Below are 25,019 nucleotides of genomic sequence, written 5' to 3' on the forward strand. Positions count from 1 at the left end.
GGCCCATCAGGCCGACAGCCTACTGAGTGGCATCAGTGGTTCTGGTGGCCAGCTTGCGAACCTCGTCAGCCACGACGGCAAAGCCTCTTCCCGCCTCGCCCGCTCGTGCCGCTTCGATCGCAGCGTTCAGCGCCAGCAGGAAACGTGGTGGCAGTCATTTTCCGGGCCATTCCTCTATTACTCTGGCCGACGCTACCTGCCCACGCCATTGAAGGCGTTCATCGAGTTCGTCAAAGCGCGCCAGGAAACAGGCCATTATCAGTGATCTACGCCCCTCAGAAACGAGAACGCCCTGAACAGGTCAGGGCGTTCTGCCAGCAAACGGCTTATCAGTAGTAAGCGTTTTCTTTCTGGGTATGGTCCGTCACATCACGCACACCCGACAGCTCGGGAATACGCTCCAGCAGGGTCCGCTCGATGCCTTCTTTCAACGTGACATCGGCCTGACCGCAGCCTTGGCAACCACCACCGAACTGCAGGACAGCGATGTTCTGCGTGTCCTCTTCGACCACGTCGATCAGCGTCACCTGACCGCCGTGGCTGGCCAGCCCCGGATTGATCTCGGTTTGCAGGTAGTAGTTGATGCGCTCGTTGATCGGGCTGTCGGCGTTGACCATCGGCACTTTCGCGTTGGGTGCCTTGATGGTCAACTGACCGCCCATGCGATCGGTGGCGTAATCGACGACAGCATCGTCCAGGAAGGCTTCGCTGAAACCATCGATCCAGGCCGTGAAGCTTTTCAGACCAATGGCCTTGTCTTCCGGCTTTTCTTCGCCCGGCTTGCAATAGGCGATACAGGTTTCGGCGTACTGAGTGCCAGGTTGGGTAATAAACACGCGGATGCCGATGCCCGGGGTGTTCTGCTTTTCCAGCAGATCGGCCAGATAATCGTGGGCGGCATCGGTAATAGTGATAGCGGTCATGAAAATTCCTCGCAGACGTGCGGGCAGTTTACGCCAATCACCGGCATCACACAAAGTCCTAGTGTTTTTGTCAGGAAAGCACCCCGCCTGGCTGTACGGCGCGACGGGCATCCAGCCAGTCCTTCAATCGACGATAAAGCCCCTTCTCGATCCACTCGTAACTGAGCCACGCACCAATGGCGATGACCGGTACGCAGAAGGCGAAAACCACATACGGGCTCAGACCATAACGCTGCGCCATTAACAGACCGCCGTACAGCACCAGTACATGCAGCAAGTACACCGAATATGAACAGTCGCCCAGCACCTTGAGCAGTTTGCTGCCTCTGAAATACGGTTCCAGCGAGATGCAGGACAACACGATCAAGGCGCTGGGCAATCCCCAGTTGAGCAGGCGCTGCTCATTGGTCAGGTGATTGATCGCGTACAGCCCGACCGCGATGCCGGCCAGGGGTAGCCAAAGGGCTTCCTTGATCCAGCCGCGCCGATAGAGGATGCCGATGCCGATACCCAACAGAAATTCGTAAATGATGTCATTGCCATAGAAGCGACTGATCAGACCAGCCCGTGCCAGCACTTCGCTAACGCCGAACAGGGCGGCGGCGATGATCAGTGGCCGGTGGCGCTGCTTGAACAGAAACACCATGGAGAACAGCAGGTAAAAGAACATTTCATAATTGAGCGTCCAGCCGACGTTCAATGTGGGATACAGCCCATAGCCTCCCGGATTTTCCGAAGGAATGAACACCAGCGACAACAGGAAGTTCTGCCAGCCAATGACCTGATGCGGCAGCATTGGCGCGGCAGCCAGCAGTAACAGGCCCATAGCTGCGGTGTACAGCCAGTAGGCAGGCACGATACGAATGAGACGGTGGAGGATGAAACGCCCGGCGGGCATGTCACTTTTTTGGGTGGAGAGGAAGATGACCAGCCCGCTGATCACGAAAAAGATATCGACGCCGACTGCGCCCTTGGAGACAAAAAACTCGCCAATGGGACCACTGGCCTTGAAGTCGTAAAAAATCTGCATGAAGTGATGACACACCACGACCCACGCTGCGAATGCCCGTAAGGCCTGTACCGAAATCAACATCCAAAAAACCTCTACTGCCTGACTTTTCAACCAGGAATCAAGGCTCGACTTCAGCCGTTGGTTCCGTGGCGCGCTCCTTTCGGACCGCCTTTTTGAAAAAAAGATCGTGGAAAATACGATCCGTTCAGGTTTGCAGGGATGGCCGCAGGCCATGTATTTCATGGCACGCAGCCGGAAATCGCCGGATTCAGAGGTTCTCGTAGCGGTTCATGTCCAACACCGCCGCTTCGCGCGGTTCAGTTTCGTTCAGGTAGCGGTTCAGGTCGTGAAAGTAGGTCCAAAACAGCGGATGGGTACGTCGGATGCCCCAGCGTTGAACGATCCGTTCGAAACTCGCCTGATCCTTACTCTGCTGCATGGCATCGACGAAGGCCGGAACATCGGCCACCGAAACGTTGAACATGAAGTTGGGATAGCTGCTGAGCACGCCTGGATAGATCGTCAGCGTGTCCAGCCCCGGAATATAGCGGTATGACTCGCCGAGCAGAAACGCCACGTTGGTGTGCGCACGGTTGCGCAGCATGCTGTATATCACCCGCCTGCCGCTGCCGTCTTCGATGCGCAGCATGGTGGCTTCCGGCAACTGATCGATGACCTTGAGCCCCGCGGCGGGTCGCGAAGTCAACCGACTGAGCGCCTGCTCCGCCTGCGCGAAGCCGGCACTCAGGCCCGGACGCGAGCAGTAGGCGCCACTGCAGCGGTTGATCGGGTCAGGTGACGCATTGAGGCTGCCAGCACGCTGAATCAGCTTGTCGGCGAAGTCGCGCACCGGATGCTTTTCATCCAGCCCGATACCGCTGGGCGTGTCGTCGTCGATGGCCTGATAGTCCAGCCACATCTTGAACTTGCCGCTGTCCTGGTACAGATCACCGAGCAGGCCTTCGCGCAGGTCAGCCGGCATCAGGCGCAGGAAGTTGATCTCCGCACCGTTGCGAATCAGATCGAAATACAACCGTGTCTGCGCCTGATGGGAGACGTTGCCGTAGACGTCAAAGTTGACCGCCAACTGATAGTAGGTCCGCTCCAGCAACGGGTAATCGAACAGCCACATGGAATGCGGCACGTCGCCGATCAGCCCCTTGGTCACTGACGCGCTGTCGAAATGACGGAAGACGGTCAACAAGGCATTGTCGTTGCCGGTCCACAGATCGCTCCAGCCTGGCGGTGGCTTCCTGGCGTAGGTGTCACGACGCAGGTCTTCGTATTGGTTGCGGCGATCACGGTACGAGAGCCACACGCTCAAGACACTGCCGACGTCGTCGTTCTGTCCCGGCATGGCCAGCAGCGGCGTGGCCTGCCCTCGATAGGCCGCATCGGTCAGGTAACGATCATGCTCAGGCTCCTGAAACATCACCCAGAACTGATCGCGAATCACGTCCGTTGCGATCTGCCCTCGGCACACCGGGCCGCGAATGAACGTGCGCACGAAATACTCGGCGTTATCCAGCATGAACTGATAGCGCGCCGCGGCCGGAATTGCCTCGAAGGTCAGGAAAGGATTGGCCCGATGCCCAGGACCGTAGCCCGGCAATGCGCTGACCTTCCAGTCGTTGGCGTAGAACAGTTGCTTGACCCGCGCCATCTTCTGCGGGCTCAGGGCATACGTGATGTGGGTCTTGTGCACGATCACGCCCTGCACCGGCACGAGCCGGTAATAGAAATCGCTGCCAGGGTCGTCGTCGGGGCGCCGGGTGGCGATCAAATCCACCGGTTTCCCGCTCGGGCTGCGTGAACGCACCCATTGATAGAAATGCCCGACCTCGCCATCCTGGAAATAGATATGCGCCAGAAACAGATGCTCGAACAGCCAGCGTGCGACCAGGGTCTGATTGGCACCAGGCTGATTGAGCAGGTTTTCCCATGCCGTAATCTGCGCAGCCTCGCTTACCGTCGGCGTAAGCGGCTGTTGCTCGACCGGAGCCCCGGCGGCCAGCCAGCGTTGTAGCGTCTGATATTCGGCATCGGTCAGCCCCGCCACGGCCAGCGGCATGCCTTGTTGAGCGTGCGCTGCAGCGTAGGCGTTGAATTCACCCGGCAACGGGCAGACGTTTTCCCGGTTGATGCCCAGCGCAATGCTGTCGGGAATCTTGCTGTTGGCGGGCAACGGGGCGCTGCGCCCCAGTTCCAGCATGCGCGCCATCAAAGCGGCCTGACTGCCTTGCGCGTCCAGTACCGAATAGAAGCCCTTGCCGCGCCAGGCGTCAGTGTCCCGGGCGTCATAAAAAAGACGTGTCGGCGCGACCGCCTGCGTCCGATCGCCTTGATAGACCGGTATCTTGTTCGCACCGCGACTCACACCTTCGCCGCTGCCCAGGTTCAACTGGCACGGTGCATCGTTGCAGGCATGGCAGGCCACGCACTTTTCGGTAAGGATCGGCTGAATGTCCCGCACGTAGGAAACGGCAGGAGAGGACATGGGAGGCATCGTCTGACTCTGGGCGTGAAGAGTGCAGCAAGAAAAAAGCAGGACGATGCCTGCCCACAAGCGGTACGGCATGGCACCAGAGCCTTGATATTAAAATGGCGCAATTCTACAAGGCTCGGCCATCACCCAACATGAGCGATTTTCATGCAAAAGCCCTGACAACACCAAATCCGTTCCGGTTTGCTATTATCCCGTTCTTTACGTATCGACCTTCTCAAGGTAGCCCCCAATGTCTGACCGCAGCGCCCGCCATCAAGCCTTTCTCGACGCTCTGAAACAGAGGATCCTGATCCTCGATGGCGGCATGGGCACCATGATCCAGAGCTACCGGCTCGAGGAGCAGGACTACCGTGGCAAGCGTTTCGCGGACTGGCCCAGCGATGTCAAAGGCAACAACGACCTGTTGATCCTGACTCGACCGGACGTGATTGGCGCCATCGAGAAGGAATACCTGGATGCCGGGGCCGACATCCTCGAAACCAACACCTTCAACGCCACACAGGTGTCCCAGGCCGACTACGGCATGGAGTCCCTCGTTTATGAACTGAACGTAGAAGGCGCTCGTCTGGCACGCAAGGTGGCAGACGCCAAGACGCTGGAAACGCCGGACAAGCCGCGCTTCGTCGCTGGTGTGCTCGGCCCGACCAGCCGGACCTGCTCGCTGTCACCGGACGTCAACAATCCGGGCTATCGCAACGTCACTTTCGACGAACTGGTAGAGAACTACACCGAAGCGACACGCGGCCTGATCGAAGGCGGCGCGGACCTGATCCTGATCGAAACCATCTTCGATACCCTGAACGCCAAGGCCGCCATCTTTGCCGTGCAAGGTGTGTTCGAGGAACTGGGCTTCGAGCTGCCGATCATGATCTCCGGCACCATCACCGACGCCTCGGGCCGTACCCTTTCAGGACAGACCACCGAGGCATTCTGGAACTCGGTCAGCCATGCCAAACCGGTGTCGGTCGGCCTGAACTGCGCGCTGGGCGCCAGCGAATTGCGCCCGTACCTGCAGGAACTGGCCAACAAGGCCAACACCCATGTGTCCGCGCATCCGAACGCCGGGTTGCCGAATGCGTTCGGCGAATACGACGAGTTGCCGAGCCAGACCGCGAAGATCATCGAAGAGTTCGCCGAAAGCGGCTTTCTGAACATCGTTGGCGGCTGCTGCGGCACCACGCCCGCGCATATCAAGGCCATTGCTCAGGCAGTATCGGGCTATGCGCCTCGCCAGATTCCGGACATTCCCAAGGCGTGCCGCTTGTCGGGACTTGAGCCGTTCACCATCGATCGTCAGTCTTTGTTCGTCAACGTCGGCGAGCGCACCAACATTACCGGCTCCGCCCGTTTTGCCCGCCTGATCCGTGAAGACAATTACACCGAAGCGCTGGAAGTCGCCCTGCAGCAGGTCGAAGCCGGTGCCCAGGTGATCGACATCAACATGGACGAGGGCATGCTGGACTCGAAGAAGGCCATGGTGACCTTCCTCAACCTGATCGCTGGCGAGCCGGACATTTCTCGCGTGCCGATCATGATCGACTCCTCCAAATGGGAAGTGATCGAAGCCGGTCTGAAGTGCATTCAGGGCAAAGGCATCGTCAACTCCATTTCCATGAAGGAAGGCGTCGAGCAGTTCATTCATCACGCCAGACTGTGCAAACGTTACGGCGCTGCGGTCGTGGTCATGGCCTTCGACGAACAGGGTCAGGCCGACACCGAGGCGCGCAAGAAGGAAATCTGCAAGCGCTCCTACGACATCCTGGTCAACGAAGTGGGCTTCCCGCCGGAAGACATCATTTTTGACCCGAACATCTTCGCCATCGCCACCGGCATCGAAGAGCACAACAATTATGCCGTGGACTTCATCAACGCCTGCGCCTATATCCGCGACGAGCTGCCTTACGCGCTGACCTCTGGCGGCGTATCCAACGTTTCGTTCTCGTTCCGGGGCAACAATCCGGTACGTGAAGCGATTCACTCGGTGTTCCTGCTGCACGCGATCCGCAACGGCCTGAGCATGGGCATCGTCAACGCCGGGCAACTTGAGATCTACGATCAGATCCCCGCCGAGCTGCGTGACTGCGTGGAAGATGTGGTGCTCAATCGCACCGCCGACGGCACCGATGCGTTGCTGGCGATCGCCGACAAATTCAAGGGCGATGGCAGCGTCAAGGAAGCCGAAACCGAAGAGTGGCGCAGCTGGCCGGTCAATCAGCGGCTTGAGCACGCGCTGGTCAAAGGCATCACCACCCACATCGTCGAAGACACTGAAGAGTCCCGTCTGTCGTTCAACCGCCCTATCGAAGTAATCGAAGGACCATTGATGTCTGGCATGAACGTGGTCGGGGATCTGTTCGGCTCCGGCAAGATGTTCCTGCCGCAGGTGGTGAAATCCGCCCGTGTGATGAAACAGGCCGTGGCGCACCTGATTCCGTTCATCGAGCTGGAAAAAGGCGACAAGCCTGAAGCCAAGGGCAAGATCCTGATGGCCACGGTCAAAGGCGATGTGCACGACATCGGCAAAAACATCGTCGGCGTAGTGCTCGGCTGTAACGGCTACGACATCGTCGACCTGGGCGTGATGGTACCTGCGGAGAAAATCCTGCAAGTGGCTCGCGACGAGAAATGCGACATCATTGGCCTGTCGGGCCTGATCACACCGTCGCTGGATGAGATGGTGCATGTCGCACGGGAAATGCAGCGTCAGGATTTCCACCTGCCACTGATGATCGGCGGCGCGACCACGTCCAAGGCGCACACCGCAGTCAAGATCGAACCCAGGTACAGCAACGATGCGGTGATCTATGTCACCGATGCGTCGCGTGCGGTGGGCGTTGCCACCCAGTTGCTGTCCAGGGAACTCAAGCCTGCCTTCATCGAGAAGACCCGCCTGGAGTATGTCGAAGTGCGCGAACGCACCTCGGCCCGCAGCTCGCGTACCGAACGTTTGAGCTACGGCGCAGCAGTCGCCAAGAAGCCACAATTCGACTGGGCCAATTACACCCCAGCCCGGCCGACATTCACCGGCACTCGCGTTCTGAACGACATCGACCTCAACGTGCTGGCCGACTACATCGACTGGACGCCGTTTTTCATCTCGTGGGACCTGGCAGGCAAATACCCGCGCATCCTCACTGATGAAGTGGTGGGCGAAGCCGCGACTGCTCTGTTCGCCGATGCCCGACAAATGCTGCGCAAACTGATCGATGAGAAACTGATCAGTGCCCGTGCAGTGTTCGGTTTCTGGCCTGCCAATCAGGTCGATCACGACGACCTCGAGGTCTATGGCGACGACGGCAAGCCGCTGGCCAAACTGCATCACTTACGCCAGCAGACCATCAAGCCCGACGGCAAGCCGAATTTCTCGCTCGCCGATTTTGTTGCGCCGAAGGATAGCGGTCTGACCGACTACATCGGTGGCTTCATCACCACGGCAGGCATCGGTGCCGAGGAAGTGGCCAAGGCCTATCAGGACAAAGGCGACGATTACAACTCGATCATGGTCAAGGCGTTGGCCGACCGTCTGGCCGAAGCCTGTGCCGAATGGCTCCATCAACAGGTGCGCAAGGACTATTGGGGTTACGCCAAGGACGAAGCGCTGGACAACGAGGCGCTGATCAAGGAGCAGTACGTGGGCATTCGTCCGGCGCCGGGCTATCCGGCCTGCCCGGATCACACCGAAAAAGGCACCCTCTTCACCCTGCTCGACCCGCTGCCGGAAGGCACTGCGCAACATACGCCGGGCCGCAGCGGCGTGTTCCTCACCGAACACTACGCCATGTTCCCGGCGGCTGCGGTCAGCGGCTGGTACTTCGCTCACCCGCAGGCGCAGTACTTTGCCGTCGGCAAGATCGACAAGGATCAGATCGAAAGCTACACCGCCCGTAAAGGACAGGACCTTAGCGTCACCGAGCGCTGGCTGGCACCGAATCTGGGCTACGATGAATAAGCCGCTGTAGCCGACAGTGTGTCGCCGGGCCCTCCGGCGAAAGACAGCTCGCTTGCATCCTGCGGCCCGATCAGGCTGAACAGACAGTGTGCAGGCGAGAGCTATGGACGATCATTGCGACGACTCACCCAAAAACAAGTCACCGACAGTGCGGCAGATGCTGCACAGCATTCTGGCGGCCGCATTCGGTGTACAGAGTGGCAAGAACCGCGAGCGTGATTTCACTCACGGCAAACCGGCGCACTTTCTGCTATTAGGGCTTTTGTGCACGGTCATCTTCGTCGCAGTACTGTTTGGCGTCGTGCAACTGGTGCTTTATCTGGCACTGGGATGAGCACGGGGCAGCATGTTTTTCAGGGAAAACGGCGAGTCTTCGCCAGTCGCGCTCACATTGAACGCCTGTACGTCGAGCCGATAGTGCTCGTGCATCGTGGCTTCCAGAAAGCGCGGGGCATCCTGCCGCTCGACCAGATGCAACACCTGGATGACGCGTGAGCCGGCTTGCTTGTGGGTCTGGCGCTGGGCGGTGTCGTAGCGGTGCAGCAGAATCATTGCCCAGCCGCCAAGGGTGAAATGCCCGGTGGCCACCACACTCAAACGTCCGTCCAGTTGCGCCTGCAACGACAATGCAGTGCCGTTGATGGCGCTGAACAGAATGTCCCTGCCCGGCTGCCCGCCGCGCTCGCGCAGCGCGTCCATGGCACCGAAGGCCATCTGCTCGTTGGCCGACCAGATCAGGCGAATGTCCGGATAGCGGTTGAGCAGCACCCGCGCCTGCTCGAGCGCCCGGTCCCGACGCCAGCCACTCAACACGATCTGGCGCAGATGGACCTCCGGGTGTTCGGCCAGGGCGCGGCGCATGCCCATCTCACGATACAGAGATACCGGTGTGGTATTGGTGCCGGAAAAGGCCAGCATTTCCAACGTGGCGCCTTCAGCGACGGGTGCAGCCAGACTGATCAGGCGCTTGGCGGTCAGGTAGCCGCCCTCCTCATCGTTGCCCACCAGGCTGCCGATGAAATCGGGGTAGCGCGAGGGGAGATCGCCCAGGATGCGCAACTGATCCGCAGTGAACGTGTTATTGACCGCGAACAGCTTGACGCCACTGCCCTGCGACAGGCGCAAGATCTCCGGGGCGACGTTGAGTTCGTTGGAAAACAACAGGTAGTCCGGCCGAACGCTGCCCTGCAGCGTCTCGCGAGCCATGGCCAGCAGTTTGCGCGTATCACGGTCGGAGTGCAGCACCGTCAACGTCATGCCGGTCGTCGCTGCGGCGGACTGCATGACCCGCACATAGCTGCGCCAGTACCCGTCGGTCTCTGTACCGGGGCTGATGAATACCACGTTGGTCGCCCACGCCAGCCCCGTCCACAGACAGCCGAACAGCATTAGCCAATGGACCAGGAACACTTTCATATATCCAGACCTTGAGCAGCAGGAATGATCGCTCTATGGCTGATCTATCGGCTGCAACCCCAAGGTTCTGGAGGGCATGACCGCATTCTTTGGCGGCAGCCTATTGTCCACTGACCCAGAACACCGCGGCGCCCACGGCCAGAATGATAATGAAGAGAATGGCCCAGGCATCCACGGAACTGTCGGGCTTGGTCGTTTTGGGGTGCTTGCTCATCGCATCGCCTCTTGTCAGTCTTATGGGTGATTGCATATGAAAAATAAAAGCAGCGCTCATCAGGCAGTGATCAAACGTCAGTTAAGTCGAGACTTGCCCACACGGCAAGCAGGGACATGTTTGCGAGCCGCAACGCTTATCGCTTTTAGTGATTTGCATATATATAAACATCACTTTTATCGATATCTGCAAACTGCTATCTTCGCCTCCGCTCCGATGGGAGTGCGCGACCGTGCGCGCAGAATTGATCAGATGACGCAGAGCCCTGCGCAACCGCATTATTGGTGCAGCGGCATGGCGTCATTACGAAGCCTGAGAACAGGACCTATATGTACGTATACGACGATTACGATCAGAGGATCATCGAGGACCGCGTCAAGCAGTTCCGGGATCAGACCCGACGCTACCTGGACGGGGAACTGAGCGAGGAAGAGTTTCGACCGTTGCGCCTGCAAAACGGTCTGTATGTCCAGCGTTTCGCGCCGATGCTGCGTGTGGCCGTGCCTTACGGCCAACTGACCTCGCGTCAGGCGCGCATGATGGCGAAAATTGCCCGTGATTTCGACAAGGGCTACGCCCACATCAGCACCCGGCAGAACGTCCAGTTCAACTGGCCGGCGCTGGAAGACGTGCCGGACATCCTGGCCGAGCTTGCCACCGTGCAGATGCACGCGATTCAGACCAGCGGCAACTGCCTGCGCAACGTGACCACCGACCAGTTCGCCGGCGTCGCGGCCGATGAACTGGTGGACCCGCGCCCCTGGTGCGAAATCGTGCGCCAATGGACCACCTTTCACCCGGAATTTGCCTATCTGCCGCGCAAATTCAAGATCGCGATCAACGGCTCGAGCGGTGATCGTGCGGCCATCGAAGTCCACGACATCGGCCTGGAACCGTTGCGCAACGAAGCCGGCGAACTGGGCTTCCGCGTTCTGGTCGGCGGTGGCTTGGGCCGTACCCCGGTGGTCGGCGCTTTCATCAACGAGTTTTTGCCGTGGCAAGACCTGTTGAGCTATCTGGACGCCATCCTGCGTGTGTACAACCGCTATGGCCGTCGCGACAACAAATACAAGGCGCGGATCAAGATTCTGGTCAAGGCGCTGACGCCGGAAGTGTTCGCCCAGAAGGTCGAAGCGGAAATGACTCATTTGCGCGGCGGACAGACCACGCTGACCGAAGCGGAAGTCGAACGCGTCTCGAAGCACTTCGTCGATCCCGATTACAAGGCACTGACCGAGCAGCACGCAGAGCTGGCGGCGCTGGATGCGCAGCACCCCGGTTTCGCTCGCTGGCGCCAGCGCAATGTGTTCGCGCACAAGAAGCCTGGCTATGTGGCTGTCACCCTGTCGCTCAAGCCAACCGGCGTTGCACCGGGTGACGTCACCGACAAACAGCTGGATGCCATCGCCGATCTGGCCGATCGTTACAGCTTCGGTGAACTGCGCACATCGCACGAGCAGAACATCATTCTGGCCGATGTCGAGCAGACCGCGCTGTTCACACTGTGGGGCGAGCTGCGTGAAAACGGTTTCGCGACGCCCAACATCGGGCTGCTCACCGATATCATCTGCTGCCCTGGCGGCGACTTCTGCTCGCTGGCCAACGCCAAGTCGATCCCGATTGCAGAATCGATCCAGCGCCGCTTCGACGATCTGGACTATCTGTTCGACATCGGCGAACTGGACCTCAATATTTCCGGTTGCATGAACGCCTGTGGTCACCACCACGTCGGTCATATCGGCATTCTGGGCGTAGACAAGAAAGGCGAAGAGTTCTATCAGGTGTCGCTGGGCGGCAGTGCCAGCCGCGATGCAAGCCTGGGCAAGATCCTCGGCCCGTCGTTCGCTCAGGAAGCAATGCCGGACGTGATCGAAAAGCTGATCGACGTTTATGTCGAGAAGCGCACCGAAGACGAGCGCTTCATCGACACCTATCAGCGTATTGGCATTGACCCTTTCAAGGAGCGCGTCTATGCAGCGAATCATTAAGAACAACGAAGTCATCGACGAGACCTGGCACCTGCTGCCCAAGGAAACGACCTTCGATAGCCTGTCCAACTGCGACGACCTGATCGTGCCGCTGGCGCTGTGGCGCGAGCACGGTAATGCCCTCAAGGCGCGCGACGGCGGCCTGGGTGTGTGGCTGGACAGTGACGAGGAAGCCGAGGAGATCGGTGAAGACGTCGATCAGTTTAAGGTCATCGCCCTGAACTTCCCGGCGTTCACCGATGGTCGCAGTTTCTCCAATGCGCGCCTGCTACGTGACCGCTACGGCTACAAAGGTGAACTGCGCGCCATTGGCGACGTGCTTCGCGATCAGTTGTTCTACATGCGCCGCTGTGGCTTCGACGCCTTTGCGGTACGTGCCGACAAGGACCCGTACGAAGCGCTGGAAGGCCTGAAGGATTTCTCAGTGACTTATCAGGCTGCTACCGACGAGCCGTTGCCGCTCTTCCGTCGTCGCTGATCGCACTGAATCTGCGGTATTGAAAAGCCCGGACCTTCTCGAAGGTCCGGGCTTTTTGGTTTACGTCAAATGGCCGCTGAATGAACGAGGCCTTACCAGAACCGCTGCTGCGTCAGACGCCCCCACCACTTGGCCATCAGCCCGTCGGCCGATGCCGCTGCCGCCATTCCCATCCGCTCCTGCAGGCTCTTGCGCTGTGCGTAATGCAGGTGAAACACGTCGGCGTCTTTGGCGCGTTCGGCCAGGTATTCGTCGCTGGTCTTGAGCTCATCGACCAATTGCTTGTCCAGCGCCGCCATACCCAGCCAGACCTCGCCGGTCGCAACCTCGTCGATCGACAGTTGCGGGCGGTAGCTGGCGACGAAGTTCTTGAACAGGTCATGGGTAATGTCCAGATCTTGCTGGAACTTCTCGCGGCCCTTCTCAGTGTTCTCACCGAACACGGTCAGGGTGCGTTTGTACTCTCCGGCCGTCAGCACCTCAAAGTCGATGTCGTGCTTCTTTAGCAACCGGTTCACGTTGGGCAACTGCGCGACGACACCGATAGATCCCAGAATCGCAAAAGGTGCGCTGATGATCTTGTTGCCAATGCACGCCATCATGTAGCCGCCGCTGGCCGCGACCTTGTCGATGCAGATGGTCAGGGGAATACCCGCCTGACGGATGCGCGCCAGCTGCGAAGAAGCCAGCCCATAACTGTGAACCATGCCGCCGCCGCTTTCCAGGCGCAGCACCACTTCGTCCTTTTCAGTGGCCAGCGTCAGCAGCGCGGTAATTTCATGGCGCATGCTTTCAGTGGCGGAAGCCTTGATGTCACCGTCGAAATCGAGCACGTAGACCCGAGCTTTCGCGTCAGCCTGTTGCTTGTCCTTTTTCTCTTTTTTCAACGCCTTGTTCTGTTCCTTGCGCAACGCCTTGAGGCGGTCCTTGCCCAGCAACGACTGCTCGAGACGCTCGCGCAACCCCTTGTAGAAATCATTGAGCCGAGTGACCTGAAGCTGCCCGGCCGTTTTGCGACGTCCCTTGCCACGCATGGACGCAATGGCGACCAGCACTACGACGATGGCAATGACCAGCGTGACTGTCTTGGCCAGAAAACTGGCGTAATCGACAACGAACTCCACGGATATTCCTCACTTGCATGCACCCTTACCGATCAAGGGCCGCGATACCGTCAGCATACCGGTGCCCCCTGATGATCACCAGCGACAAGGGTTACACGCCGTTAAAACGGTGATTTCAAACGAGCGTATGTTTTTTCATTGACAGCTCCCCGGCATCCCTCATAACCTCGCCGGACCTTCAACGTACCGAGACGACACGGACGTGGGCAGCATCTACCTGATACGACATGGCCAGGCTTCATTCGGTGCAGACGATTACGACGTCCTGTCGCCGGTGGGCATTCGTCAGGCGCAAATTGTCGGCGCCCATCTGTCCGGGCTGGGTATAAGGTTCGATCGTTGTGTATCAGGTGATCTGCGCCGCCAGAAGGACACCGCACACAACGCGATGGCCCGGTTTGCCGAGGCCGGGCTGGAGGTTCCCGAACTGGAGATCGACAGCGCGTTCGACGAATTCGATGCTGAAGGCGTGATGCGCGCCCTGATACCGGCAATGCTGGCCGAGGAGCCTCATGCTCTGGATATCCTGCGAGACGCGGCCAACAATCGTGCCGAGTTTCAGCGGCTTTTTTCGCTGATCATCGGCCGCTGGATTGGTGGCCAGCATGACACCCTGGGCCTGCAGAGCTGGCTGGGCTTCGTCGCCAGAGTCAAGGCCGGACTGGACCGAATCATCGATAACGCAGGCCCGCACGAACGCATCGCCGTGTTCACTTCCGGCGGCACCATTACCGCCCTGCTGCACCTGGTTACCGGAATGCCTGCGGCGCAAGCCTTCGAACTCAACTGGCACATCGTCAATACTTCGTTGCACAGGCTAGGATTCAGAGGCAGCGAAGTCACCCTGGCTTCCTTCAACAGTTACACGCACTTGCAATTGCTGAAGGCGCCGGAGCTCATCACCTATCGATGAGACCGGTCAATCGCGTCCCCATCGGACGCCAGAACCTACCAAAACCAGAACACCCTAAAGGATCAAGACATGACCTCAACCGCTGAAGCCGTCAAAACCATGCAGGCCAAGTTCAACCCAGCCGCCGCTGCCGGCCTGGACCTGGTGTTCGGTTTTCATATCACCGACGAAGACAAGTATTACGCACTGATCGTCAAGGACAGCACCTGCGACCTGCAGGAAGGCGAGAACCCTGACGCCAATGTCACCCTGGTGATGGACAGCGCCACCCTCAAAGGCATCGTCAGCGGCGAGACCGATGGCATGCAGGCTTTCATGGGTGGCAAGCTGCGCGCTGAAGGCGACATGATGCTGGCCATGAAACTGAGCGAGCTGTTCCCGGTATAAGTACCGGACAACGCGTGGCGCAGACCCGAAAACCGAGGCCGACAGGCTTCGGTTTTTTTTCGCCAACCCATCGCTGAACGGCAATCAAGGCCGCTGATTGATCGGCAACACGCTAGCCTATAAGGCTGAATCGAGGTTGTTCATTGGCTGCCTGATCATTAGATTAGCCAATGATGCGGGCTTACCATAATAAGTAGAAGGGATAAGCATGACGCTAACCGACCAGTCCACCGATGTTCGTAGCGGCGAAGAGCTGGACGTCGCCCTGATCGATCCGTACCTCAAAACCCATATTCCTGGCCTGTCCGGCACTCCACGGATCAGTCAGTTTCCAGGTGGCGCATCAAACCTGACGTACCTGATCCAGTACCCCGAACAGGAGCTGGTACTGCGTCGTCCGCCTTTCGGCCAAAAAGCCAGGTCGGCTCACGATATGGGCCGTGAATACCGCATCCTCAATCAGCTCAAGGATGCCTTTCCCTATTGCCCGCAAGCCTGGCTGCACTGCACCGACGAGGCTGTGATCGGCTCAGAATTCTATGTAATGGAACGCGTCAAGGGCATCATCCTGCGCTCCGACCTGCCGCCGAAACTGGGCTTGAACGCGCAACAGACCCAAGACTTGTGCAAAAGCTTCATCGACAGGCTGGTCGATCTGCACAGGGTCGATTACCAGGCCTGCGGACTGGGTGATCTGGGCAGGCCACAAGGCTACGTACAACGCCAGATCGTCGGCTGGACCGAACGCTACGAGAAGGCCATGACTCCCGACGCTCCGGCCTGGGAGCAGGTCAAAGCGTGGCTGGTGGCGAAGATGCCTGACGATTCCCCGGTTTCCAGCATCGTGCACAACGATTTCCGCTTCGACAACGTCATCCTCGACCCGGACAACCCGATGCGTATTATCGGCGTGCTGGACTGGGAACTGACCACATTGGGCGATCCGCTGATGGATCTGGGCAACACCCTCGCCTACTGGATTGAAGCCAACGACCCGGCCCCCGTGCAACTGATGCGTCGCCAGCCAAGCCATGCGCCGGGCATGTTGACCCGTCAGCAGTTCGTCGATTATTACGCCGAGCGCTCGGGGATCCGGATCGACAACGTCGACTTTTATTACACCTACGGCCTGTTTCGCCTGGCCGGGATCGTGCAGCAGATTTATTACCGGTTCTATCATGGTCAGACGCAGGACAAGCGCTTTGCCCAGTTCATCCAGATGAACAAACTGCTCGAGCAGATGAGCCTGAACGTAATCGCCCACTCCAGCCTTTGATGACATCAGAATAAGGAAAACCCATGCCCAGAACCCAACTCTTCGACCTCGACGGCAAGATTGCTTTCGTCTCAGGCGCCAGCCGTGGAATCGGCGAAGCCATTGCACGGCTGCTTGCCCAGCAAGGCGCTCATATCATCGTCTCCAGCCGAAAAATCGAAGGCTGCCAGGCCGTGGCGGATGCGATCACTGCCGAGGGTGGCAAGGCGACGGCAATGGCCTGCCATATCGGTGAGATGGAGCAGATCCATAGCGTTTTCGAGCAGATTCGTCAGCAGTTCGGTCGTCTGGACATTCTGGTCAATAACGCTGCAACCAACCCGCAATTCTGCAACGTTCTGGACACCGATCTGAGTGCGTTCCAGAAGACCGTCGATGTGAACATTCGCGGTTATTTCTTTATGTCGGTGCAAGCCGGCAAACTGATGCGTGAAACCGGTGGCGGCAGCATCATCAACGTGGCCTCGATCAACGCGATTTCACCGGGAGCCTTTCAGGGCATCTATTCGATGACCAAGGCTGCCGTGATCAACATGACCAAGGTGTTCGCCAAGGAATGCGCGGAATTCGGCATCCGCTGCAACGCCCTGCTGCCCGGCCTGACTGACACGAAGTTCGCCTCGGCGCTGGTCAAGAACGACGCAATCCTGAACATGGCACTTGCCCAGATCCCACTCAAACGCGTGGCCGCGCCGAGTGAAATGGCAGGTGCCGTGCTCTATCTGGCCAGCGAAGCGTCCAGCTATACCACAGGCGTGGCGCTGAATGTCGATGGCGGGTTTTTGTCCTGACATGGGTTCGAGACAGATTTTCCAAACCGCAAAAATATGAATTATATTTTCCAAGATTCCTATAAATGGAATATATTTTCCGCATAACAACAATCCTTTCTGGAGACTGTCATGCGGGAATCCTCTTCCACCCTGCCGGAGTACGGCATCGGCCTGATCGGAACCGGCTTCATGGGCCGTGCTCACGCGCTTGCGTTCGGCAACGCCAATGCTGCCCTCGATCTTCCCGCGCGTCTTCGTCTGACCGCGCTTGCCGATGCCGACAGCGCGCGCGCCGAACGCTGCGCACAGGCCTGGGGTTTCGAGCGCAGCCATGCCAACTGGCAGTACTTGATCGACGACGCTCAGGTCCAGATCGTTGCTATCACTACACCCAATCATCTGCACTTTCCGATGGCCATGGCAGCCATTGCGGCAGGCAAGGCGGTGTATTGCGAAAAGCCGCTGGCGGTCAGCCTGGCTCAGGCCGATCAGATGCGGCGCAGTGCCAAGGTCGCAGGCGTGGTCACGCAAGTCGGTTACAACTACCAGCACAATCCGATGATTGGCCTGGCCCGGGAAATGATCGACGCAGGTGAGCTGGGCGAAATTGTCAGTTTCCAGGGTGAGTTCAGCGAAGACTTCATGGGCGATGCTCAATCACCTTGGTCATGGCGGTGCGAAGCTGCTCATGCAGGCGGAGCGCTGGCAGACCTGGGCAGCCATTTGCTGGCCATGGCGCGCTACCTGCTGGGTGATGTCGAGGCGGTGTGCGCCGATGTCAACACTGTCCACCGCCAGCGCCCGGCTCAATCTGGCAGCGCCGAGTTGCGCGACATTGCCGTCGATGATCAGACTCATGCGCTGTTGCGATTCGCCAATGGTGCACGCGGGACGTTCAGCAGCAGTTGGCTCAAGCATGGGTACAAGAATCATCTGTGCTTCGAGATCAGCGGCACCAAAGGCACATTGGCCTTCGATCAGGAGCGGCTCAACGAACTGCGCATCTACCGCGCTGGCGCACCCGGACGGGACGGCTTCCAGCGCCTGCTGGCCGGTCCGTCGCTGCCTGGTTATGCCGCGTTTTGCCCGGCTCCAGGCCATCAACTGGGCTATAACGAACTCAAGGCGCTGGAGGTCCAGGCCCTGGTGCTGTCCCTATGCGGTCAGGGCCGTCGCGGTCCGGATTTTGAAGAAGCCTGGCAGATCGAACGCCTGGCCACGGCAATTCGTCTGGCCGCCGAGCAGCAGCGCTGGATAGCGCTCGCGGATATCTGAGGCTTCCTGCAACATCCGGCAAAGGGTTAGAATGCGCCGCGTTCGGGCAGCCGTTCTGCCCCTTTGCCATAAGCCCTCCGTGCCATGCCTTTCGAACTCAGCGTCGACCTGACCACGCTTGCCATTCTGGCGGTAGTTGCCTTCATTGCGGGATTCATCGATGCCATCGCAGGCGGCGGCGGATTGCTCACCACTCCGGCCCTGATGACCGCCGGCCTGCCGCCGCATCTGGTGCTGGGCACCAACAAACTCAGTTCGACCTTTGGTTCGGCCACCGCCAGCTTCACCTACTATCGACGCAAACTGTTTCATCCCCGGCAGTGGCTGCATGCCTTGATCGGCACCGCCGTCGGCGCGGTCATCGGTGCGGTCATCGCCCACTACCTGCCCGCCGAGTGGCTGAATCAGATGCTGCCGGTGATCGTGTTCGGTTGCGGTCTGTACCTGCTGTTTGGCGGCACTCCCAAAGCACCGCTGGACAGCGACGCGCCGATCAAAAAGAAATGGCAGCTACCGCAAGGACTGACTCTGGGCTTCTACGACGGTGTCGCCGGACCTGGAACCGGCGCGTTCTGGACGGTCAGCACGCTCCTGCTCTACCCGGTCGATCTGGTGAAGGCCAGCGGCGTCGCACGCAGCATGAATTTCGTCAGCAACGCCGTGGCGTTGTCGGTGTTCATGTTTTCCGGTCAGGTGGATTACGTGATTGGCCTGTGCATGGGCCTGGCGGTCATGCTCGGTGCCTACTTCGGTGCCGGCACCGCGATCAAGGGCGGCGCGAAGTTCATCCGCCCCGTGTTCATTACCGTGGTGCTCGGTCTAACCGTGCGCCTGGCCTGGCAGCACTGGTTCGGGGGCGCCTGATCGCCGGGCCAGATAGGCCTCGATCAGATAGCGCGCAATGGACCGGTTGGCGGGCAGCAACGGCAGATCGTCGATCCGGAACCACTGCGCGTCTTCGATCTCGTCGGCCTGAGGCACAATCTCGCCGCTTTCGTATTCGGCATGAAAACCCAACATCATCGAGTGAGGAAACGGCCAGCACTGGCTGCCCATGTATTTGAGGTTCTTGATGCAAATCTGCACCTCTTCCATCACTTCGCGACGCACGCAGTCCTCGGCCGACTCACCCGGTTCGACAAAGCCCGCCAGCGTACTGTAGACGCCCGTCACGAAGCGCGGCGAACGAGCCAGCAGGATTTCATCGCCACGCGTGATCAGCACGATCATGCTCGGCGATATGCGTGGGTATAAGCGCAGGTTGTCATGCTCGCAGTACATAGCGCGTTCGCCGGGCACCTGCACAGTGGGGCGCCCGCAAGCGCCACAGAATCGGTGCTCTCTGGCCCAGGTACTGATCTGTGCCGCATAGCCGAGCATCTGGAAGACGGCAAAATCACCTTCCAGCATGAACTGCCGCAAACCTTGCCATGAGCAGCCCTCGACCGGCACCGATCGATCGAGCACCAGCAGATACACGGCCTCACCGTCGAAGTGGCCGATCCCGTGCTCGCTCTGCACCGCAAGGTCCAGCCCTTTGAGCCAGGCTCTGGGGAACATCACCCCGTTGCCGTCCAGCAGAAACCCCTGGTCGCCATGGACCACGGCCCAACCGCCACCGGCTTCGATGTCCAGCACTGCGGTCGTCCAACGCACCGGGCGCGTCATGGAAAAACTCCTCTGTTCAAACGCAAGCGTACGAGCGCATCAATTGTCGAAAACCGGCTTCTGCTTGCTCATGTGAGCAGCCATCGCCAGCTTCAGGTCCGCCGATTGCAACATGGCAGCGTTCCAGATAGCAACGTGCTCAAGGCCATCGTCGACGCTGTGGTCACGCATGTAACCGATCATCTGCTTGGTGCCTTCGATAGCAACCGGGGATTTCTCGGCGATTTGTCGCGCGATCGCCATCACCCCGTCCATCAATGCCGTTGTGTCGGCGAAGGTGCGATTGGTCAGGCCGATGCGCAGCGCTTCTTGCGCTTCAACGGTCCGGCCGGTGTAGGCAAGCTCACGCATGACTCCATCCGGGATGATCCGTGGCAGGCGCTGCAACGTACCGACATCTGCGGCCATGCCCATATCGATTTCGCGAATCGCGAACTGCACATCGGCGGTCGCATAACGCACGTCGCACGCCGAGATCAGATCGATGGCACCGCCCAGGCAGTAACCCTGAATGGCGGCCAGCACCGGCTTGCGACATTTGTCGACCGCGGTGAATGACGCCTGCATGTCGATTATCTTGCGCCGCAACAGCCGGGCATTGCGCCCCGTGTCCTTGCCCATCTGGTCCGCGACCGACGCCAGCATCTTGAGGTCGATGCCGGAAGAGAAGTGTTTGCCCGCTCCGCTGAGGACCACGACCCGCACCTGGTCTTCACGCTCGACCCACTGAAAAATCTCGATGATCTCGGTCCAGAACGCTTCGCTCATGGCGTTGAGCTTGTCCGGCCGATTGATCTGCACATGGGCAATATTGTCGTTCAGGTCGACCAGAAAGGTTTGGTAGTCACGCACGGCATGATCCTCGGCAAGATGATGTTGGATCCATGGACTATAACAATCCGGGTACGACTCTCGTAAGGCGACTGTTACGACATTTGCCGGACGAACAACCGCTGGCGGCAAGGGCTGCAGGTGTCGGCATCGGCCGGATCACGTGCCAAATAGTCTGAACCGTCGTAGTGCCATGGTGTCCAGTGATGGGTGACACCCATACTGCTCCGTCAGTCATCAGAGGGCGATACTTGAATACGTCAAAAGCGGCAACCGGCATTGAAGGTCTGGATGACATCCTTTCGGGTGGTCTTTCACGCAGTCACGTTTTCCTTCTTGAAGGCGAACCCGGAACCGGCAAGACAACCGTGGCGCTGCAATTTTTGCTGGCAGGTGCTCGGGCGGACGAAGTCTCTTTGTATATCACGCTTTCCGAAACTGAACGGGAGTTGCGCGATGGTGCCCGCTCCCACGGCTGGGAGCTTGACGAGCACATCAAGATTTTCGAACTGACGCCACCCGAAAGCCTGCTCGATGCCAATCACCATCAGACCCTGCTGTACTCCTCGGATCTGGAACTGGGTGAGGCGACGCGGCAGATTTTCGAAGTGGTCGAGCGCGTCAAACCGACTCGCGTAGTGATCGACAGCCTTTCGGAAATCCGTCTGCTGGCGCAAAGCTCCCTGCGCTATCGCAGACAGATTCTGGCCATCAAGCATTACTTCGCACGTTACGACGCAACGGTGGTGTTACTGGACGACCTGACCACCGAAGCGCTGGACAAAACCGTGCACAGCGTTGCCCACGGCGTCATACGCCTTGAGTCGCTGACGCCGGCTTATGGTGCCGAGCGCCGGCGCTTGAAGATCGTCAAATACCGCGGCCAGAAATACCGCGGCGGCTTTCACGATTTCACCATTGCCGAAGACGGCATTCATGTGTTCCCGCGCCTGGTGGCGGCCGAGCATCGCTCCGACTACTCGCGCAACCAGTTCAGCAGCGGCATTCAGGAACTGGACGAACTGCTCGGCGGCGGCATCGAAGGCGGTTCCAGCACACTGATACTGGGACCTGCCGGAACCGGCAAATCGCTTATTTCAATGGTATTCGCCGCGCAGGCCGTGGCGCGCGGCGAGCGCGTCGGGCTGTTCATTTTCGATGAAGAATTGGGGCTGCTGTTCGAGCGAATGCTCAAGATCGGCATTGACCTGCGTGCACTGCAAGAAACCGGCAATCTGATGATCGAACAGATCGACGCCGCCGAACTGTCGCCCGGCGAGTTTTCCCACCGCGTCAGACGCGCCGTGGATCAGAAACAGATCAAAACCGTAGTAATCGACAGCATCAATGGTTATCAGGCATCGATGCCGGAAGAGAACGCGCTGGTTCTGCACATGCATGAACTGCTGCTCTACCTCAATCGTCGCGGCGCCTCGACCTTCATGACCGTCGCACAGCACGGTCTGGTCGGTGACATGCGTTCGCCGGTCGACATCACCTATCTGGCCGACAGCGTGATTCTGCTGCGCTATTTCGAAGCACTGGGTCAGGTGCGCAGGGCCATTTCGATCATCAAGAAGCGCACCGGCACCCACGAATCGACCATCCGCGAGTACCGCATCAGCAGCAAGGGCCTGAAAATCGGTGCACCGCTGGAAGCCTTTCAAGGCGTGTTGCGCGGGGTTCCTACTTACCTGGGCGAGAGCAAACCGCTGCTGACGGACGAAGACTTGTGAGTATTAAGGGGCAATTTTCAGAACGGGCGATCATTCTGGCGCCCCGTGGACGGGACAGCCAGATTGCCCTGATGATTCTCAAGGAAGCCGGTTATCCGGCGACCGTCGCGCGCGACCTGTCCGAACTGGTCGCTGAGCTGCATACTGGTGCAGGCCTTGCCATCGTTGCCGATGAAGCGTTGCGCATGGTGGACATCACGCCGTTGCTGGATCTGTTGGGTGAACAACCCGCCTGGTCCGATCTGCCAATTGTCCTGCTGACCCATCACGGCGGCCCCGAGCAGAATCCCTCGGCGCGCATGGGCAGCCTGCTCGGCAACGTAACGTTTCTGGAGCGCCCTTTCCACCCGGTCACGCTGGTCAGCCTGGTGGCAACGGCGGTGCGCGGGCGACGACGTCAATATGAAGCCCGGGCGCGCCTGGACGACCTGCTGGAAAGCGAAAAACGCCTGCAAAATGCATTGAAGGCCGGACGACTGGGGTCCTGGGAGCTGGAATCGGGTCGCTTGCAGATCAACTGCTCGGCTATCACCAGAGGCCATTATGGCCGCGAAGAACATGAAGCGTTCAGCTACGACGACTGGCTGAACGTCGTCTACCCCGAAGACCAGCCGCGCATGCAATCCGCACTTCAACGCAGCCTGGACAGCGGTGTCGATTTCATCATCGAATACCGTAACGTCTGGCCCGATGGCTCGCTGAACTGGGTGGACGTGCGCGCTCGAGCGATCCGCAATGAAAACGGCCAGGTCAGCTCGCTGGTCGGGGTGACCTCGGACATTACCGAGCGCAAACAGGCCGAATCGCAGCTGCGCCGCCTCAACGAAACGCTCGAGCAGCAAGTCGAGGAACGCACGTCGCAGTTGAAGCACAAAGAGGAAGTGTTGCGCCAGTCACAGAAAATGGAAGCGGTCGGCCAGTTGACCGGCGGCATTGCCCACGACTTCAATAACATGCTGACCGGCATCATCGGCAGTCTGGAACTGATCAGAAGACGTCTGGCCCGTGGCCGTACCGAAGGCCTCGATAACCTGATCGACCTGGGTGTGACGTCGGCCAACCGCGCCGCCGCCCTCACCCATCGCCTGCTGGCGTTTTCACGGCGTCAATCACTGGATTCCAAGCCGGTGGAAATGAACCACCTGATCAACGCCATGGGCGAACTGATCCAGCGCAGCGTCAACGAAAGTACGCAGCTGGACATGCACCTCGCCACTGATTTGTGGACGGCCGAGGCCGATCCCAATCAGCTGGAAAACGCCCTGCTCAATCTGGTGCTCAATGCTCGGGACGCCATGCCCGATGGCGGGTTGCTAACCGTCGAGACCTACAATCAGCAACTGGACAAGTCCTTTACTAACGCCCACGAAAACCTGCTGCCGGGCGATTACGTGGTGCTGAGCATCACCGACAACGGCTGCGGCATGCCTGAATCGGTGATCAGTCGTGCGTTCGATCCGTTCTTCACCACCAAACCCATCGGCCAGGGCACTGGCCTCGGGCTGTCGATGATTTATGGCTTTAGCAAACAATCCCACGGGCATGTGGCGATCAAGAGCGAGGTCGGGCGCGGCACCACAGTGCAACTGTTCCTGCCGCGCTTCAAGGGTGATCAGGACGAAGACGAGCAGACCTTCCAAAGCAATGCGGTGTACGCCAAGGACGGAGAAACCGTTTTGATCGTCGAAGATGATCCTGCGGTCAGAGCGCTGGTCAGCGAGGTGCTCAGCGAGTTGGGGTATGCCTTCATCGAAGCGGGTGATTCGCTGGCGGCGGTCCCGGTTCTCGAATCCGGCCAGCGCATCGACCTGCTGATCAGCGATGTGGGACTACCCGGCATGAACGGCAGGCAATTGGCAGAGATCGCCAGACAACTGCGGCCGGACCTCAAAGTGTTGTTCATCACCGGCTATGCCGAACACGCCGCCGCACGTGCAGGCTTTCTGGACACCGGCATGCAACTGATCACCAAGCCGTTTGCCTTTGATCACCTGACCTCGAAAGTCCGGGAAATGATCGAAGCCTGAAACAGCGCCTACAGCTCATGTCCGCGTGTCGCTGCGTCCACAGGACAGCGCTGCGACCTGATCCGTCAGGCCAGCAGTTCCTGAATCTGCGATTGCAGGGTTTCCATAGTGAAAGGCTTGGCCAGAATGGGTGCCTTGGCCGCGATCGGGCTGCCCGAATCGACGATCTCTGCAGGATAACCACTGATGAAGATCACTTTCAGCTCCGGGCGCAACTTGACGGCCGGCTCGGCAATCTGCACACCGGAAATACCGCCAGGCAGGCGATAGTCGGTGATCATCAGGTCAAGGTGTGGCTTGGTGGCCAGAATCTCGAAAGCCTGCTCGCCATTCTCTGCCTGCAGGACGCGGTAGCCCACGCCCGATAGATAGTCGGCCAGCAGCATCAGGATCAGGGGTTCGTCTTCGACGATAAGTACGACGTTTTCTGCATCAGCGCTCATTGAACTGCCTTTGATCTTATAGATAGCTGCCAATACGACCACGGCACTCATCGGAGGTTGCGAGGGAAATACGATAATTC

Annotated in this window: 20 protein-coding genes and 2 pseudogenes; 13 read left to right on the top strand and 9 right to left on the bottom strand. The window is 59.1% G+C overall.

Features of this window, described 5'->3' with window-relative positions; all coding sequences use genetic code 11:
• Positions 1-22: 22 nt before the first annotated feature.
• Positions 23-139: pseudogene (locus tag BZK31_RS00560) on the bottom strand (methyl-accepting chemotaxis protein); the annotation flags it as partial.
• Between BZK31_RS00560 and BZK31_RS30430 the strand changes: the two are divergent.
• Positions 140-265 (top strand): annotated as a pseudogene (locus tag BZK31_RS30430) (LysR family transcriptional regulator); the annotation flags it as partial.
• Between the two features lie 64 nt (positions 266-329).
• Here BZK31_RS30430 and nfuA read toward each other — a convergent pair.
• From nfuA to BZK31_RS00575, 3 genes are all read right to left on the bottom strand, one after another.
• Positions 330-923 carry a Fe-S biogenesis protein NfuA gene (gene nfuA / locus BZK31_RS00565; RefSeq protein WP_004884435.1) on the bottom strand — a complete coding sequence of 198 codons (594 nt, stop codon included), beginning with the start codon at positions 921-923 and terminating at the stop codon, positions 330-332.
• 70 nt (positions 924-993) lie between these two features.
• Entirely contained in the window at positions 994-2,016 is a 1,023-nt protein-coding gene (locus BZK31_RS00570) for an acyltransferase family protein (RefSeq protein WP_083180816.1), read from the bottom strand.
• Positions 2,017-2,203: 187 nt separating this feature from the next.
• A complete protein-coding gene (locus BZK31_RS00575) occupies positions 2,204-4,336 on the bottom strand; it encodes a fatty acid cis/trans isomerase (RefSeq protein WP_167377815.1) in 2,133 nt (710 codons plus the stop codon).
• Between the two features lie 334 nt (positions 4,337-4,670).
• Between BZK31_RS00575 and metH the strand changes: the two genes are divergently transcribed.
• Together metH and BZK31_RS00585 are read left to right on the top strand one after the other, a co-directional pair.
• Positions 4,671-8,390 carry a methionine synthase gene (gene metH / locus BZK31_RS00580; protein WP_083180818.1) on the top strand — a complete coding sequence of 1,240 codons (3,720 nt, stop codon included), beginning with the start codon at positions 4,671-4,673 and terminating at the stop codon, positions 8,388-8,390.
• Between the two features lie 103 nt (positions 8,391-8,493).
• Positions 8,494-8,724 carry a DUF2970 domain-containing protein gene (locus tag BZK31_RS00585; protein ID WP_083180819.1) on the top strand — a complete coding sequence of 77 codons (231 nt, stop codon included), beginning with the start codon at positions 8,494-8,496 and terminating at the stop codon, positions 8,722-8,724.
• On the opposite strand, the gene BZK31_RS00590 is transcribed toward BZK31_RS00585, so the two are convergent.
• Positions 8,706-9,806 carry an ABC transporter substrate-binding protein gene (locus BZK31_RS00590; RefSeq protein WP_167377806.1) on the bottom strand — a complete coding sequence of 367 codons (1,101 nt, stop codon included), beginning with the start codon at positions 9,804-9,806 and terminating at the stop codon, positions 8,706-8,708. The genes BZK31_RS00585 and BZK31_RS00590 overlap by 19 nt on opposite strands.
• A 543-nt stretch (positions 9,807-10,349) precedes the next feature.
• On the opposite strand from BZK31_RS00590, the gene BZK31_RS00595 reads away from it, so the two are divergent.
• Positions 10,350-12,008: a nitrite/sulfite reductase gene (locus BZK31_RS00595; protein WP_083180821.1), complete on the top strand. Its 1,659-nt coding sequence runs from the start codon at positions 10,350-10,352 to the stop codon at positions 12,006-12,008.
• Positions 11,992-12,486 (top strand): DUF934 domain-containing protein, encoded by a 495-nt coding sequence (locus BZK31_RS00600; RefSeq protein WP_083180822.1) that lies wholly within the window; start codon positions 11,992-11,994, stop codon positions 12,484-12,486. Before BZK31_RS00595 ends, BZK31_RS00600 begins: the two co-directional genes overlap by 17 nt.
• A 92-nt stretch (positions 12,487-12,578) precedes the next feature.
• Here the strand turns inward: BZK31_RS00600 and sohB are convergent, their stop codons facing one another.
• Positions 12,579-13,610: a protease SohB gene (gene sohB, locus BZK31_RS00605; protein ID WP_083180823.1), complete on the bottom strand. Its 1,032-nt coding sequence runs from the start codon at positions 13,608-13,610 to the stop codon at positions 12,579-12,581.
• Positions 13,611-13,812: 202 nt separating this feature from the next.
• Here sohB and BZK31_RS00610 point away from each other — a divergent pair, with 202 nt between their 5' ends.
• The 6 genes from BZK31_RS00610 (at position 13,813) to BZK31_RS00635 (ending at position 19,098) form a co-directional block, all read left to right on the top strand.
• On the top strand, positions 13,813-14,523 hold the full coding sequence (locus BZK31_RS00610) for a histidine phosphatase family protein (protein WP_083180824.1): 711 nt from the start codon (positions 13,813-13,815) through the stop codon (positions 14,521-14,523).
• A gap of 69 nt (positions 14,524-14,592) precedes the next feature.
• Positions 14,593-14,910 carry an SCP2 sterol-binding domain-containing protein gene (locus BZK31_RS00615; RefSeq protein ID WP_083180825.1) on the top strand — a complete coding sequence of 106 codons (318 nt, stop codon included), beginning with the start codon at positions 14,593-14,595 and terminating at the stop codon, positions 14,908-14,910.
• A gap of 208 nt (positions 14,911-15,118) precedes the next feature.
• Positions 15,119-16,186, top strand: a complete 1,068-nt coding sequence (locus tag BZK31_RS00620) for a phosphotransferase family protein (RefSeq protein ID WP_083180826.1) — start codon at positions 15,119-15,121, stop codon at positions 16,184-16,186.
• Positions 16,187-16,209: 23 nt separating this feature from the next.
• The gene (locus BZK31_RS00625) at positions 16,210-16,977 is read left to right on the top strand and encodes an SDR family oxidoreductase (protein ID WP_083180827.1); all 768 of its coding nucleotides are present in this window, start codon (positions 16,210-16,212) and stop codon (positions 16,975-16,977) included.
• A 111-nt stretch (positions 16,978-17,088) separates the two neighbouring features.
• On the top strand, positions 17,089-18,234 hold the full coding sequence (locus tag BZK31_RS00630) for a Gfo/Idh/MocA family protein (RefSeq protein WP_083180828.1): 1,146 nt from the start codon (positions 17,089-17,091) through the stop codon (positions 18,232-18,234).
• Positions 18,235-18,318: 84 nt separating this feature from the next.
• Positions 18,319-19,098: a sulfite exporter TauE/SafE family protein gene (locus BZK31_RS00635; protein ID WP_083180829.1), complete on the top strand. Its 780-nt coding sequence runs from the start codon at positions 18,319-18,321 to the stop codon at positions 19,096-19,098.
• Here BZK31_RS00635 and nudC read toward each other — a convergent pair.
• Both nudC and BZK31_RS00645 read right to left on the bottom strand, forming a co-directional pair.
• Positions 19,054-19,902: an NAD(+) diphosphatase gene (gene nudC / locus BZK31_RS00640; RefSeq protein WP_083180830.1), complete on the bottom strand. Its 849-nt coding sequence runs from the start codon at positions 19,900-19,902 to the stop codon at positions 19,054-19,056. The two genes, BZK31_RS00635 and nudC, sit on opposite strands and share 45 nt — an antisense overlap.
• Positions 19,903-19,941: 39 nt before the next feature.
• Entirely contained in the window at positions 19,942-20,754 is an 813-nt protein-coding gene (locus BZK31_RS00645) for a crotonase/enoyl-CoA hydratase family protein (protein WP_083180831.1), read from the bottom strand.
• 230 nt (positions 20,755-20,984) lie between these two features.
• On the opposite strand from BZK31_RS00645, the gene BZK31_RS00650 reads away from it, so the two are divergent.
• On the top strand, positions 20,985-22,469 hold the full coding sequence (locus BZK31_RS00650) for an ATPase domain-containing protein (protein ID WP_083180960.1): 1,485 nt from the start codon (positions 20,985-20,987) through the stop codon (positions 22,467-22,469).
• A complete protein-coding gene (locus tag BZK31_RS00655) occupies positions 22,466-24,496 on the top strand; it encodes a response regulator (RefSeq protein ID WP_083180832.1) in 2,031 nt (676 codons plus the stop codon). Before BZK31_RS00650 ends, BZK31_RS00655 begins: the two co-directional genes overlap by 4 nt.
• 65 nt (positions 24,497-24,561) lie before the next feature.
• Here the strand turns inward: BZK31_RS00655 and BZK31_RS00660 are convergent, their stop codons facing one another.
• Complete coding sequence (locus BZK31_RS00660) at positions 24,562-24,939, bottom strand: response regulator (RefSeq protein ID WP_083180961.1); 378 nt, start codon at positions 24,937-24,939, stop codon at positions 24,562-24,564.
• Between the last annotated feature and the right edge of the window lie 80 nt (positions 24,940-25,019).

It is taken from the genome of Pseudomonas floridensis, from assembly GCF_002087235.1.
Lineage (GTDB): Bacteria > Pseudomonadota > Gammaproteobacteria > Pseudomonadales > Pseudomonadaceae > Aquipseudomonas > Aquipseudomonas floridensis.

Bases quoted from the DNA above. Each gene is read 5' to 3' on its own strand.
- nfuA (WP_004884435.1), bottom strand. From the start codon at position 923: ATGACCGCTATCACTATTACCGATGCCGCCCACGATTATCTGGCCGAT.
- BZK31_RS00570 (WP_083180816.1), bottom strand. From the start codon at position 2,016: ATGTTGATTTCGGTACAGGCCTTACGGGCATTCGCAGCGTGGGTCGTG.
- metH (WP_083180818.1), top strand. From the start codon at position 4,671: ATGTCTGACCGCAGCGCCCGCCATCAAGCCTTTCTCGACGCTCTGAAA.
- BZK31_RS00585 (WP_083180819.1), top strand. From the start codon at position 8,494: ATGGACGATCATTGCGACGACTCACCCAAAAACAAGTCACCGACAGTG.
- BZK31_RS00590 (WP_167377806.1), bottom strand. From the start codon at position 9,806: ATGAAAGTGTTCCTGGTCCATTGGCTAATGCTGTTCGGCTGTCTGTGG.
- BZK31_RS00595 (WP_083180821.1), top strand. From the start codon at position 10,350: ATGTACGTATACGACGATTACGATCAGAGGATCATCGAGGACCGCGTC.
- BZK31_RS00600 (WP_083180822.1), top strand. From the start codon at position 11,992: ATGCAGCGAATCATTAAGAACAACGAAGTCATCGACGAGACCTGGCAC.
- BZK31_RS00615 (WP_083180825.1), top strand. From the start codon at position 14,593: ATGACCTCAACCGCTGAAGCCGTCAAAACCATGCAGGCCAAGTTCAAC.
- BZK31_RS00620 (WP_083180826.1), top strand. From the start codon at position 15,119: ATGACGCTAACCGACCAGTCCACCGATGTTCGTAGCGGCGAAGAGCTG.
- BZK31_RS00625 (WP_083180827.1), top strand. From the start codon at position 16,210: ATGCCCAGAACCCAACTCTTCGACCTCGACGGCAAGATTGCTTTCGTC.
- BZK31_RS00630 (WP_083180828.1), top strand. From the start codon at position 17,089: ATGCGGGAATCCTCTTCCACCCTGCCGGAGTACGGCATCGGCCTGATC.
- BZK31_RS00635 (WP_083180829.1), top strand. From the start codon at position 18,319: ATGCCTTTCGAACTCAGCGTCGACCTGACCACGCTTGCCATTCTGGCG.
- nudC (WP_083180830.1), bottom strand. From the start codon at position 19,902: ATGACGCGCCCGGTGCGTTGGACGACCGCAGTGCTGGACATCGAAGCC.
- BZK31_RS00660 (WP_083180961.1), bottom strand. From the start codon at position 24,939: ATGAGCGCTGATGCAGAAAACGTCGTACTTATCGTCGAAGACGAACCC.